The sequence below is a fragment of the Clostridium sp. CTA-5 genome (genome assembly GCF_054768135.1).
This window is the reverse complement of the sequence record NZ_BAAAAT010000003.1, coordinates 63,555-78,037: the sequence shown is the minus strand read 5'-3', so window position 1 is coordinate 78,037 and position 14,483 is coordinate 63,555. Positions and strand designations below refer to the sequence as shown.

Annotated in this window: 16 protein-coding genes; all 16 read right to left on the bottom strand. The window is 27.9% G+C overall.

Annotated features, from left to right (window positions below):
- Positions 1-13 precede the first annotated feature (13 nt).
- Positions 14-268, bottom strand: coding sequence for a hypothetical protein (locus tag ACYUET_RS08420; protein ID WP_460278872.1), 255 nt, complete (start codon positions 266-268; stop codon positions 14-16).
- A gap of 662 nt (positions 269-930) precedes the next feature.
- Positions 931-1,191, bottom strand: coding sequence for a hypothetical protein (locus tag ACYUET_RS08415; protein WP_460278871.1), 261 nt, complete (start codon positions 1,189-1,191; stop codon positions 931-933).
- Between the two features lie 354 nt (positions 1,192-1,545).
- Positions 1,546-2,055 (bottom strand): hypothetical protein, encoded by a 510-nt coding sequence (locus tag ACYUET_RS08410; protein WP_460278870.1) that lies wholly within the window; start codon positions 2,053-2,055, stop codon positions 1,546-1,548.
- Between the two features lie 295 nt (positions 2,056-2,350).
- Positions 2,351-2,797 carry an SMI1/KNR4 family protein gene (locus tag ACYUET_RS08405; RefSeq protein WP_460278869.1) on the bottom strand — a complete coding sequence of 149 codons (447 nt, stop codon included), beginning with the start codon at positions 2,795-2,797 and terminating at the stop codon, positions 2,351-2,353.
- A gap of 11 nt (positions 2,798-2,808) precedes the next feature.
- Complete coding sequence (locus ACYUET_RS08400; RefSeq protein WP_460278868.1) at positions 2,809-3,237, bottom strand: HNH endonuclease; 429 nt, start codon at positions 3,235-3,237, stop codon at positions 2,809-2,811.
- A gap of 394 nt (positions 3,238-3,631) precedes the next feature.
- Positions 3,632-4,426: an SMI1/KNR4 family protein gene (locus ACYUET_RS08395; RefSeq protein WP_460278867.1), complete on the bottom strand. Its 795-nt coding sequence runs from the start codon at positions 4,424-4,426 to the stop codon at positions 3,632-3,634.
- A 187-nt stretch (positions 4,427-4,613) separates the two neighbouring features.
- Positions 4,614-4,949 carry a hypothetical protein gene (locus tag ACYUET_RS08390; RefSeq protein ID WP_460278866.1) on the bottom strand — a complete coding sequence of 112 codons (336 nt, stop codon included), beginning with the start codon at positions 4,947-4,949 and terminating at the stop codon, positions 4,614-4,616.
- Positions 4,950-5,983: 1,034 nt separating this feature from the next.
- Positions 5,984-6,196 carry a hypothetical protein gene (locus tag ACYUET_RS08385; protein ID WP_460278865.1) on the bottom strand — a complete coding sequence of 71 codons (213 nt, stop codon included), beginning with the start codon at positions 6,194-6,196 and terminating at the stop codon, positions 5,984-5,986.
- A 17-nt stretch (positions 6,197-6,213) separates the two neighbouring features.
- Entirely contained in the window at positions 6,214-7,182 is a 969-nt protein-coding gene (locus ACYUET_RS08380; protein WP_460278864.1) for a hypothetical protein, read from the bottom strand.
- A 95-nt stretch (positions 7,183-7,277) separates the two neighbouring features.
- The gene (locus ACYUET_RS08375; protein ID WP_460278863.1) at positions 7,278-8,309 is read right to left on the bottom strand and encodes a pentapeptide repeat-containing protein; all 1,032 of its coding nucleotides are present in this window, start codon (positions 8,307-8,309) and stop codon (positions 7,278-7,280) included.
- Entirely contained in the window at positions 8,296-8,943 is a 648-nt protein-coding gene (locus ACYUET_RS08370; RefSeq protein ID WP_460278862.1) for a hypothetical protein, read from the bottom strand. Before ACYUET_RS08370 ends, ACYUET_RS08375 begins: the two co-directional genes overlap by 14 nt.
- 2 nt (positions 8,944-8,945) lie before the next feature.
- Entirely contained in the window at positions 8,946-9,455 is a 510-nt protein-coding gene (locus tag ACYUET_RS08365) for a hypothetical protein (RefSeq protein WP_460278861.1), read from the bottom strand.
- Between the two features lie 28 nt (positions 9,456-9,483).
- Positions 9,484-10,932, bottom strand: a complete 1,449-nt coding sequence (locus tag ACYUET_RS08360) for a hypothetical protein (protein WP_460278860.1) — start codon at positions 10,930-10,932, stop codon at positions 9,484-9,486.
- Positions 10,933-10,949: 17 nt separating this feature from the next.
- The gene (locus ACYUET_RS08355) at positions 10,950-11,312 is read right to left on the bottom strand and encodes a DUF4280 domain-containing protein (protein WP_460278859.1); all 363 of its coding nucleotides are present in this window, start codon (positions 11,310-11,312) and stop codon (positions 10,950-10,952) included.
- A gap of 13 nt (positions 11,313-11,325) precedes the next feature.
- Positions 11,326-12,714, bottom strand: coding sequence for a contractile injection system protein, VgrG/Pvc8 family (locus tag ACYUET_RS08350; protein ID WP_460278858.1), 1,389 nt, complete (start codon positions 12,712-12,714; stop codon positions 11,326-11,328).
- A gap of 563 nt (positions 12,715-13,277) precedes the next feature.
- Entirely contained in the window at positions 13,278-14,132 is an 855-nt protein-coding gene (locus tag ACYUET_RS08345) for a Cof-type HAD-IIB family hydrolase (protein WP_460278857.1), read from the bottom strand.
- Positions 14,133-14,483 lie beyond the last annotated feature (351 nt).

Genomic DNA, 14,483 nt, shown 5'->3' with positions numbered 1-14,483 from the left:
CTAATATAAAAATTTACCTAATTGGTATTGCAGATCTTATTTTTCCCGTTTTGCTATTAACAACTACTCTAACCTTAGTGGCCGTAACAATTTCGCCACTTGGTAATATAACTTGTCCTATTACTTCTGGCAAATCTATTTCTATAGGTGGCGTAGCATATGGTATTTCACCATAATCATTCAGGAATTCTGCAGCTTTCTGATTATCTAACCACTGACCTTGTGGTGTTAACTCTCCAATTTTATTAGGCGTCTTAGCACGATCCATCAGTGAACGTGTATTTTTTGATCCTTGACCATGTGTTTCAAATGTATGTCCAAAATTAGGCTTACTCTTTCAATTTACCTTTCCATCCTTCCCTACTAGCCAATCAGCTTCTCCCGCCATCCAAAGTATACTATCTCTTAAAGATTGAACTTTGCTATTATCAGGAAAGGTTTCTATCTTAGGCCCCTTTTCTATTATAGGTGGAGTTATCATCACTTAGGGGTTTGTGGTGTTTCTGGTGTCTCCAATATACTATGTCCTTGAGCTTCAATTGATGGTGTATTGGAATTTTAATCAGGGATATTCTGCGCATTTTTATATTACAAGAATTTGTAATATAAAAATTAGCACAACGCGTTAAATGATCAAGGCGATAGAATACCCTATTAAATTCTAAATTGTTTAGCAATAATACTGCATACCTAAAATCTAGGTGAAACTATAATTTCTGTGCCGGTAATGTCAATGTAGAAAAGTCTGTTGACTAAATAGTCTGACATTATTTTTTTAATGATTAAATTCCTTTTAAAATAATATAAATTCCATATTCTAAGTGCCTCCTTAATAAATTAATACCAAATATCTTATTTATAATTTATATTATGATTCTTATAGTTTTTAAGAAAAAATACTTCTGAAATTAATCAAAAGTGCTTTTAACTCTAATTATTAAATTTTACATCAATATTTCTCAATTGCTGTTCCATATCCCAATTATCAGGTTTTAAATCTTCACTAAACCATTCTCCACCAGACTCTATCCATTTATTTCGATATTTTATTATATTTTCTTCTGTACAATCTTCATATCCAAACTCTATTCCACAACAATCACAAATATCAAATGATGGTCGTCCATTTTCATCTCTTGGCGGTTCTTCCAAATATGAGTATCCACATATTGGACATATATATTTTTTCATTTTATCCAATCCTTATCAACTATACTTATATATGAAGATAACCTTTCAAATAGATTTGAATTATCACCTGGACTAGGGATACGATTGTTATTTTTTATTTGCATAATTCATATACTCCTTTACCAATTATAAGTATACATTAACTTCTAAAAAATAATGAACCAGTCTACTTAAATTTCAACTGATTCATTTCATCTTTTCACTGTATTATTAATATTATGTCTAATTGCTATTTGAATTATATTTATTTTAGAATGTACTTAATACAATTATTTTTATGCTTCCAATTCTTCTCTAATATTTGTAGTAACTTATACTCTGTAAAACTTACACTTTTCTATATTTTTCTGAAACTTATTTATATTCTAAATCTATATTATCAAGGGTTTCATTACTAATTCCTTCTATAAAAATTTTTCTTGGCACAGAATAGCAATTAAGTGGCCATCCTGCTTTTCCACATGTAAGTTCATTTTGATGATAACTAATCCTTCCACCTCTCTCAAATAACTTAATAATTGGCTCATATAAATCACTATGCTCAATAGCAACTTCATTTTCTATATCAACTAGATATGCCCACTCCAAGTAATATTCACACACTAACTTTATCATCCACCCATGTTTTACTAAATTTATATCATCAATAAATTTTTGAATATCCTTTGGAATTGATGCATTTATAATTTGAGAAGCTCTAAATATAGCTAGTCTTTTTGTATTGTCTTTATCATAAACATCTCTGAAAATATTTCCTCTTCTAATAAACTCATGAACTAATATTGTATATGAAGGCTTATTATATTGTGTATCATTCCAATTAATTTGCTCAATTCTAGTAAATGCTTGATTTAATTTTTTCATATTTAATTTTCCTCCTTAAAATTGGGGGCAAAATCCATGAAATCTCCTGGTTATGTTGGTGCCTTATCGTTGTTTTTTAATATAGTTCTTTTGAAGAATGTACTTATATCATATGTTAATTGCTAAAAAAATAATGGATCAGCCTACTTAAATTCAGCTGATTCATTTTATTTTTCACTACATTATTTAGATTATGTGGTTTAACTTTTTATTACATATATTGATTTAACTATATTTTAATACTATTACTTTTTATGCATTTAATTTTTTCTGTGTTATGCATTTAAATATAAACTTAATTTAAAGGGCTTTTTAATTCCTCTATAAACTCTCTAAATGTATCAGAAATTTTATAAATATTTTCATCTTCAGATGAATTCTCTAGTTCGAATGAATTATCCCAGAAATATACTCCAGATACTTCTGGACTGTTCACTAGCACAATAAATCCGAAACCAATACCATGCCCTATTATTAAGCAATCATCAAGTAAATCATCTTCATAATCTTCATACCATTCTCTTAAATCTAAATTTTCTTCTAAATCTAATCCATATAGTACTTGTAATCCTATATTTTCTTCTAACTCATTTAATGTAAATGTACTATACTTAACTTCTGGTACTCCACCATTAAAATTAATTAAAAATTCTTTGTAATCATTTGGTAATGTGAATCCTATCTCATCTTCAAGTTTAAAAATTTCTTCTTCTTTTACATTCCCATATCCTCTTATCTTCATAATTTGCTCCTTTACCTTTTTATTTTGGACATTCCACCTCGATGTCTAAACCTATCATGTAACTTAGTTAAAACTTCTTGAAGCGTAACCCCATCTTGATGATGATGCCATGTACTACTTTCTGATATTGGTCCATTAGGTGCTAATTCATCACATCTAGGAAAATCTTTATTATATCCTTGAAATGGTCCAATATTAACTTCCTGCTCAACCATACAAGCTGACTTAAAATCTGGATATCCATCTGGATAGCTTACAGAATTACCTTCCCAGTCATGATATGTCCATACCCCCTCTGAATCTCCCACCATCCAAAGTATACTATCTCTTAAAGATTGAACTTTGCTATTATCAGGAAAAGTTTCTATCTTAGGCCCCTTTTCTATTATAGGTGGAGTTATCATCACATTAGGAATTTGTGGTATTTCTGGTGTCTCCAATATACTAGGTCATTGTGCTTCAATTGATGGTGTATCTGAAATAGTTTGACCTTCTTGTGAAACTGATGACGTATCTAAAACAGTACTTTTATTTCCTTTATCTACTGATGTAACTTTACTTACGTTAACATTATTGCTAATCTATTTATAGCACTTTGTATATTATTTATAATACAATAAATTTCTATTATTAAAATGTTATATATTAATTGAGTATTACAAAGTCTATTATTTTCTAAATTTTTCACATACAAAAAGAGCCCATACTTCTTTAATTAGAAATATGAATTCTTTAATTTTTTGCAACTACATAAATGACAATGCTAATAGATACTTCTAGTCTTTCATATAATACTAGAAGTATCTACTTACCCAAACTTTCTCAATCAACTTTTCATCTCTGAATTCTGGCACCAATTTCTGATGCTAAGCCAGTTCCAAATTCGTCTAATAATTCACAATTATCTCCAGTAATATTTCCTACTACATTTGAATCGCTACGAACATAAAATGTTGCGTCTTCTCGAATACCAAAATAATGCCTTTGATCGCTAAACCATACTTTTTCGAATCCATTCTTTTTTGCATATCTATCTACTACATCAAAAATATTTGTTGTTTTATGATTATCTAAAGCTGACCTCAGTCTATTCTCTGAACCTCCGAAAAATATAGCTTTTGGATAGTACAATTCCTCATATTTTAAAAAGGTATATTGAAACAATAGTTTCTCAAAACTTTCAGAAAAAAAATAACAAAATTCACCACTAGATGTCATAACTATATTCGGATTGTTTGGCTGACTTAAGTCAAATGATATCTCCCCACCCAAATGTGTTGAAACAAAAGTAAGATATTGAGGATTTAATGTATTTGGCTCATACTCATTAATCTCTTTATATAAGTCAATTATATCTTCTATTGATATATCTCCAAGAAGTGTTTGTCCTAATGCACTTCCATCACTTTTTCCCATATATTTTAAAAATATTTTATAAGCTTCTGGGAAATCTAAGCCAGCATCTTCAATTCCTGAAAGCTTTCTTAATAGAGAAATAGACTCTTTGCTTGCTGGCTTAATTCGATTAATCCAATCCTTATCAACTATACTTATATATGAAGATAACCTTTCAAATAGATTTGAATTATCACCTGGACCTGGGATACGATTGTTATTTTTTATTTGCATAATTCATATACTCCTTTACCAATTATAAGTATACATTAACTTCTAAAAAATAATGAACAAGACTACTTAAATTTTAGCTGATTTATTTCATTTTTTAATGAATTATTGCAATTATGCTATCCGTTATTGTGTTTTCATATTATTCATAATCTATATACAATAAATTTTTATTTATTAATACATTTTTTTAAAATTTCAATAAATCCTTCTGTAAATTGCATACTGTTTCAATAATACTGTTATCTTTACTTTCGATTTTCTCTATCTTAAACTGTTCTAGTTCAAATATTGCCTGTTGTAAATCCTCAATTATCCATTGACTTTCATCATACCAACCATCGCAATTTATATAACTTTCCAAGATTCCACCAGTTTTAATTTTTTCTGATATACTAGCTCCTAGTAAAAATTCAAAATATCCTATCCAGATACTAAATCCTTCTTTTTCTTTATCTTTTCCTTTGAAATATATTAATATCTCAGGCTCACCTTCAAATCCAGCATAATATTTATCATTTATCATAATTTAAATTACTCCTTCCAATGACCGCTATCTAATATACTAATTTGTTCTGATGTAGCAGTTCCTGTTTTTCTTGCTTTAACAGCCTCATACCATTTGTATCTTAGTATCGATTTATCTTGACCAATTTTAAATTCAGTAATCGGATTTCTCCCTCCTACTTAATATTTCATTATCCAAGCTTAGCTTGATTACATGGTCCCGTTACAGTTGCCTATTCCCGAGTCCCAAATCTCTATTTATTCTACTCAGCTATCCTGTTTATATGTTTTATTCTATCAATACTTTTTATTTTTTAGTGCTTTCCTACTACATATATTATGTTCACAATTCCATTAACTTTTAAGTGGAATTATTGAGCCTAGGATTTTCTGGCTTATCAGGGTACATGTCTCTTCTGTACTCGTTTTACAGGCTCCTAGAGATACCTGTTCTAATTGTCCAGGAAATCCTGTATCAGATGCCTTTATCGATTCAAGCATTAAAGATTTTACCTGTATATATTATTATTCTGAATTGCATTAACTTTCAAGTGGAATTATTGAACCTAGGTTTTCCTAGCTTATCAGGTTACATCTCTTCTATACTGGTTTTACTGGCTCCTAGAAATGCCTGTTCTAGTTATCCAGGAAGTCCTTTATCAGATGCTTATACTTGGAGAACTACTAAAGAAATTTTAATTATCTATCAATTCCTATAAAATCAGTTGCTTTAGCCTTTATTCATTGCTTTTTAAATTCAATGCCACTCTTATTCACGGTATTTAAAAAATCTGTTTTCTGATTCGTTATCATCGCTTTTTAATATAGTTCCTTTGAATGATGTATTTATAGCATCTGTTAACTGCTAAAAAAATAATGAACCAGCCTACTTGATTTCAGCTGATTCATTTCATCTTTTCACTGCATTATTTAGATTATGCGGTTTATTTTTTCATAATCTTTAACTAAAATATACTACTTTAACAATTTATTTAAGTTATGCAGTAAGTATATTATTAATTATGCTATTAGTTTCAATCTATCACTATCAATTTATAACCTTTCTACATCTGTAAGTTCTGACCATAATGCTTTTCGCCCTAAAGTGTTCATTACACTTTCAAAGTTATCACAATTATCTTCTGTTATATCTGTATCTTTCCACACAGTATCACACTCATCACAAATGTACAATATCACCTCTGTTCCTTTTATAGTTGCCTTATTTATTACTCCTTGACCATCACAAAACGGACAATATATCATATTCTTCTCCTCCTTTATTATTTGACTGGAAATGCTGTTACTACCTCAGATGTTCCATTCTTAACTACAATTCTAATCGTTGTTTCTCCATTCGTACCGACTGTTCTTCCCATTGGAATATTAAAAACTTGATTTCCATTCTTCTGTAACGTTGGTGTTACACCACTTCGCATTGACCATGCTTCATCAACTACACCTAAAACTTTATCTTTTGAAACGTTGAATACTGAATGTAATGGCTTAGTTGGGTCTGGTGACGCATGTTCAAGAACATGTAATACTCTATTACCTTGTTTAGAACCTTGGTCATAAATAAGCCCTTCCGTTGACTCCAATACTCCGTTTCCAATTGATTTAAGTTTTCCAGCTTCAGTCGCCCCCTCTGAATCTCCCACCATCCAAAGTATACTATCTCTTAAAGATTGAGCTTTGCTATTATCAGGAAAGGTTTCTATCTTAGGCCCCTTTTCTATTATAGGTGGAGTTATCATCACATTAGGAGTTTGTGGTGTTTCTGGTGTCTCCAATATACTAGGTCCTTGTGCTTCAATTGATGGTGTATCTGAAATAGTTTGACCTTCTTGTGAAACTGATGGCGTATCTAAAACAGTAGTTTTATTTTCTTTCTCTACTGATGTAACTTTACTTACATTAACACTATTGGCTAATCTATTTATACTACTTTGTACATTATTCATTATACCACAAATCCCTCGTGCTGAAGATGCTGCCGCACTTTCCAATGTATTTAATAATTCCTTATTCCCTCCCTTTTGGGGTGCTATATTAGATACCATTGTTACAATCCCTTTAAACAGTGCACTCATTCCATCTTTTAGAAATTCCGCATCTTTAACTAACGAATCAATTAATCCATCCGATGAAGGTGCTTTAATAGTATTTTTTGAATTATTATGTATTAAATTGATACCTGCCACAAAAACAAATGCTGCAAATAGGCCTACTCCAACAAGTTCTATTCCCATAAGTCTATCCCCCTTCTACAGACATATATTCAATTTATTAAACTTTTTATTGGCTATGTTTAAAATAAGTTTTATAATTCAATATAAATATTCATTTAAAACATATCATTTCCATTAAATACATCTATTAGTTTATTTCCTTCAATTCTATAAACTTCCTTAAATTGTGTATCATCTAAATTTATATTTCTTAAAATACAATCTTCAAAAATAACTTTTTCTAATACACATTCAGTAAAATCACTCATACCTAGATCACAATTCTTAAAATAACATCTTTTAAGATGTGCTTTTTTTAGGTTTAATCCTACTGCTTTACAAGATGAAAAAAATATATTTTCTAATTCAGCCTCTTTTAAGTTCATACAAGTTATGTCCTTATCGTTAATTGTAAATTTATTTACTTTTAAGCTTGGCCACATTGTAAATATTATTTCTTCTTGCTTACCATTCTTTAACTTTTCTTTAAACATGTCTTCTGATTTAATTGTATTATCATATTTATAAACTATTTTTGAATCATTCTTATACTCTCCCCAAATTACTTGAAGTTTGTTTAACTTTGGTATTTCTTTAAAAGTACTATCTTCATCCCATTGTTTAAGCCACTTAATAAGAAAATATATAAAATAGTTATTATAAATTGGTATTTGCTTTAAAATATATTGTTCAATTCTGCAGTGCCTTATCTTTCCTACATACTTCTTTATCTTTTGATATAATTCATCCTTAATATCTTTAAGTCTCTCAAAAATATAACCAACACTAAAAACTTCCCATATACCTTCAGATCCATACCAATTTTCATCATATCCTATAACAGTTACTTCATAACTTTCATCTAACATTCCAATTTGTAGTAAAGAAAAATCTATATATCTAACTTTATACTCTCTATACTTCTCTTTTTCTTGAGTTGTACCCATTTCTTCATATTCTAATGGATTATTGTAATCAATTATCTTTTTTGCTTTTTCTGCTATACTTTTTAATGCATTAAAAACTTGAGTCTTTAGTACTTCTTCATTTTCTAAAAGTTTTAAAAGTACTTCATCCTGATATTTATTAAAAACTGGTTCAACTTCTTCCTTTAAAAACCTATCTTCAATTTCTTCAATCCACTTCATTTATTTCTAAACTTTCCTCCTTGATTTCCATAAGTTCACCAATTCCTATCATAATCTTTTCCCATTGCTTTTTATCTTTCTCTAAGCATGTAAATAACAACATAATACTTTCGTTTTTGTAATTCACACATACATAATATTGATACATATAATCTAATGCCGTTGGCATTCTTGTGCTAACTATAAATCTAGTATAACTTTCATTTTCTTCTTCTTTTTCTTCTATAATTTCTACATATATGTTGTTTTCTTCATAAAATTTATTTAATTCCTTTATTAAATTTCCAATCTCATCATTTTGATTATTAAGTTCTGTTTTTATTAATAAAACACTTAATTCGTGTTTCTTCTCCCAACAATTGATTCCATAGTCTTCTTGATAATTATCAAAAAAATCTTTAATCATTGGAATGGTTACTTTTCCTTCAAAACATTCTATATTCTCAAATATTAAATTTAAATTATCTATATTTAGTGTTCCACTTCTTATAGCCAAATTAACTTCATCTTGAGATAATTTGCTTATATTATTTTCTTGTTTCATTTCAATATTATCTTTTTCTAATTCATTATATTTACTTAAATTATAGGATTGCTTTTGCAATGCAGCGATTTTTTCATCTAAAAATCCCATTACTATTCCTCCACTAGTGTTTTTTCAAAAGTCATTCCCCATAAATTTCTTCTTAAAATACTTTCTACTATATCTAAATCAACAAATATATGAGGTTTTGAAAATTCTGTAGGTTCAAGTTCTTTTATTCTAAATATTTTGTAATCTTTTAATTTGCTTTGACTCAATACTTCAGTGTCTACAAAACCATTTTTAAAATAAGTTGTACCCTCGCCTAAACCTTCTACTATGATTGGTTCTATACTGTAATATTCTTTTTGTACCTTTGCTTCTATATTATTAAAAATTATTAACTTATAGTTCATCTTATCTGTGTACATCTCAATTACATTTTTTAACTTTGCTGAAACTAAAAACTGCTTTTTATAAATTATAAAATCAGGTAAACTTCCTCCACCACCTTTAAAATATCCTACTCCAATAGTTTCTCCTGCATTTTCTTCCCATGTTAAATTTTCTATACTATAACCGTAGTATATTCTTGAGTCTTGTACTATTTCAAAATATTTCATGTAATTCTTCCTTTATAGTTATTCATTATTATCCTAATTTTATAGTTCCCTTTAAATGATTTTCTTCCATAAGTTCTATTGCATGACTTGTATTTACTGCATTACTTGAACTTCTTGTGATAACAACTTTATTTTTAGCAGATATATTAATACTTGTAGGTTTCAGTGGTCCTTTTTTAGGGATATATGGTTTCTTTGTTCCTATCTCTATATTTTTAGATGAATGTATATTTATACTTCCACCCTTTATACTCACGTCACCACTTTTTTGTAAATCAACTTGAATACTTTTCCCATTATCTTGTGTGATTTGAATATTATCTGGCGTCATCAATAATTCTTGTCCCTCTACTGTTGAATAAGACTTATTCTTAGAATTTAATATTTTACTATAATACTTGGCATTAGGTTCTACAATGCGTATAGCATTAGTAATAATAGTATCTTTTTCATCTCCAGTTAAAAATCTAATATGAACCTTACTTCCTAATTCAGGCATCGTATAAAAATTTCCAGCTTCTCTTCCATAATAAAACCACTTATTATCTTTATTATCTTGATAAGAATCATTAATACAAAAATGAATTTGCATTTCATTATTTTTACGATTTTTTACCATGCCTTCTAAACTAATTCCCTTTAACTTAGAATTTATTTCATAAGTTGTTATTATACCTTTTAAAAATTTAAGTTCATATAAATAAGTTATTTCGCCATTATAAATCTTCATATCTACCTTAACTACGCAAACTCTCTGTCCTTCATACACTACTTCTGTTCCTAAAGGAATATATTCTTTACCTGAAGCTCTCCATCCAATGAAATTCTGTTCAAATAAATCTTTATCAGTAAAACAACTTATTTTATTAAAAACATCAAAACTTGTTTTAGCTTCTCTAAACGTAGAATCTAACTCTATAGCCTTGTAAATAGGTTCTATTCCAAAAGTAAAAAAACTTGCATCAGCTTTTGGATCCACTACTAAAACTGTTTCAAAATGTGTTGCCAAACGCTTTAAAAATTCAAAATCTGTTTCTTTATATTGAACAATCAAATCTTTTATACACTTTTCATAAGTTACATTATCTATAAAATCTGCTTTAGTATATTTATTTAAAACTTCTTTAATTACTTGTTGATATGTAGTTTTTAAGTTAGAAAAAACTTTACTATGTCTTTTAATATCTAAATTATAAGAATAAGAAATAGTTTTTAAGTTCAAGTGAGCAACTTGTTTCTTATAACTGATCTGTACCTCAATAATTTTACCGATATAAATCACATTCTCATTAATTAATAATTTAATTTGCTTACCTTCTACACTTTCACCTAAATATTGTTCTACATTTTCTTCTTCTATTAAAGCATGTAAACTTAACATATAATGCTCATTTAAATTCCCTTTTAAATGCAACTTTTCAATGTGTAAAATTTCATAAGGTAGTTCTATTTTTACATTTTCATAGTTAATAATCATAATCCACTACCTCCTATTTATTTCCTTTGTCCATCATCTATGATTTCTATTATTCCACCATTCATACACCCTAATTTACATTCACTATTTAATACTAGCTCTCCTTTTAAATAGACATCCGATTTTGCTCCCATCCATTTCATACATATGGATGGATTACAAGGTACAGGCTTCATTCCGTTTAACTTAAATTCAGGATTCTTTTGACTTTTACATAAACTAAAAGGCTTAATATTTATATAAGGTTTGTTATCTGCGATGCTTAACATTTTCTTATCATGAAGCTCTACATTAATGTCATTCTCTTTATTTATTACACTTTCGCCTATTCCCTGTGAACATTTTATTATTGCTCCATCTACTACATATGTTATTGCCATAAATCATCACCTCTTAATTAATTCTTATTTTTGTACCATTTAATTCAATATTTCCACTACCTTGCAAAAGAGTTTTCCCACCTTTATCGCAACTAATATCTACATTATTTTTTCCTGATATAATAATACTATCTTCAGCTCTAAGAGTAATTTTTTCACTTGCATTTAAACTAACATTTCCCCCACTAATACTAACACCCCCATTTTTATTCAGTACAATTGTCGCATTATTATCAGCTGTAATAGTTACACTATCTTTTGTAAAAATTAATTTCTTATTATAGATTGTTGATATATATTTTGTATCAGGATTACCTTTGATTTGTTGTATACAACTTATAGCAAATGCGTCCTTTTCATCATCACTTGGAAAATAAATACGCACTCTATCATTAATTTCAGGCATAAAATACCATCCACTACCATCTTGTGATGCTGCTAATGTTGAATATTTAAACCAATAAGCTGTACTTTTATCTTGTTTTCCATCTATATCTAATTTAACTTTGATTTTATCACCATTTACCTCTATAACAGATCCTTCTAAGGAAATTCCTCGTAATTTCTCACCGTATAATCTTCTCTGCTTTTGTCCCCCTTTAGGTTGTAAAACATAAGTATTTTCTAATAATCCATCTGATATTTCATACGATAAGTTAGATACATAAAATGATTGATTCTTAAAGCTTATATGTTCTCCTAACTGTAAAATCTCATAACTTTTTATTTTATAGGTTATATAATCTATCTCATTTGAATTAGGTAACTCATTTTCTTTGATTACATCATAATCTTTAATTAACTTAGTTGCTACAAACTCATTGACTTCTATATTTTTATTATTTAATTCTGGTGTATCTACAAAATAATGTACTCCTTCTAAAATAATATCTGAGAAAAGCCCTGCATTATAATAAGATGCTACTCTTTTAATAAACTCCCAATCAGTTTCATTATATTGCACATATAACTTATCTATTGGTTCATCAGGTAAATTTACAATAGAATCTCCCTTATTATAAGAGTTAGTAATTTCATTTATTAGTTTATGGATAGACATAGTTTTATCTTGAAAAGATCGTTTTCTTTTTTTAATATCCATTAAATAAGTGTAACCTTGTGCCTCAATATATATCTCATAATAATTCGAACTTTTTTTGACTCTTATTTCAGTAATTATTCCATTATAAATAACTTTTTTTTCATTATTACTCAATGAATATACTTGAATGGGAGTATTATAATCAGTATGAATATCTTGATCTTTTCTATCCTCAGGTAATATGCCAACCAATTTTAAAGTACTGTGCTCATTTATTTCTGCAATCACATTAAATTTCTTAATGTACAGTAATTCAAATGTAGATATTTTTAATTCTTTGTAAGTTATTGGTTCTCTCAATTTTATTCCCCCTTTTTCTTTTACTTATTACAAATATATTCTTTATTTTCGTCTATTTTACAATTTTCTTTACCTAATTAAGGTATTATAGGTTTAAAGTTCCTATAATATACTTTATATATTAAAAAAACCATAAATTCCTATATATAAATAAAAGAGTTAGAATTAACCTTATATTAGTTAACTCTAACCCTTTTCTTGCCTTTAAATCTAATTATATATATTCTAATTAAGTTATTATATTTGTAATCTTTTATATAATCTTTATAGAAAATTATATCTTTACTTAATAATATCTGGTTATAAGCATATATAGTAAATTTTCTATATAAGTTCCTCACTATACTACTAAGTCATATCTTTTATTTTATATGCTTAATCAATCTGATATTAATATAAGGCATAATCAAAACACAACAAGTCCATCTGCAAGCCTATTTTCTATTATACTGTGTCAGCAGATTTGTCTAATAAGCTTGCTATGAGACGAATCCGCTTCCTTGCCTAATGAAAAATAATCCAGAAATTTTAGACTCATTGTTTTAGTTCATATTCTAATCTGTCTATAAAATTTTATATATTGCTTTAGCAACACCATCATTTATATTAGTATCAGTTATGTATTTAGCTATTTCTTTTACTTCAGGTATAGCATTTCCCATAGCTACAGATTCTGTAAATTCCGTAAACATAGAATAATCATTAAAACTATCCCCAAGTACTAAAACTTCATCTCTATTTATCCCCATATTATCTACTACTTTTGCTAACATAATTCCCTTTTGTGCCTTTTCATCAGTAATCTCTATATTATCTTCAAAAGATGATGAAATAGCTAATCCATGTATAGATTCTAATCTTTCCCTAGCTTCTTTAAGAACAGATAAATCACTATTAAATGCAACAAATTTTCTAAATTCTATATCATTATTAAAGAATTCTTCTATATTAGAAATATATTTAAGTTCTAAGAAAAATGGATTAATTTCCGCTAATTTTAAAGCTTCTTCAAAGCTAGTACCTGGTTCAAATGATTGAATTCTGTACGCAATTTCTTCTAAAGCTTTTTCTCTTGTATCAGTAGTGTATACCCCTTTATTTGTCATAATTCTAAATGATATATTTATATTTTTTAATATTTCTATTATTTTAATAGCTTTGTTTTTATCTATGTTTATGCATTCTAATATATTTCCATCTTCATCCCTATATTCAGCACCATTCATAAGAATACATTGACATCTTATTTTACTTTCTTCAAGAAGTGGTTTAACACTATCATATTCTCTTCCTGTTGAAATAGTAAATATAATCCCTGCTTGTTCTGCTTTATTTATAGCCTTTATATTTTCTTTACTTATAATATGTTTTTCATTAAGTAATGTTCCATCCATATCTGATGCGATAATTTTTATCATTAGAAACCCTCCCCTTATTTAGGCTCGTTCAAAAAAATAATAGACCAATAGCTCTCCTCTTTAGTCTACCATTTTATTTCATATGCCTTATTATAACAGTATATTCTTTAATTCTATCATAAAAAAACTGATAAGCCATCTATAAAAAAATCTAGCCATGTTTTAAATTACTATTGATATTATAGTATAAGAGCGAACTGGCATTGGAATTTACTTTTTAGAACTCTTAATAAAGATTTATCCAATTAATTGCTTGTCAACAATCTTTGATTGGGAGCATGCATTAATTGGACTAAGCTTTATTTTTAGAGTTCTTAAAGTAAATTCTTCTGTCCATAAGCTTTATACTAT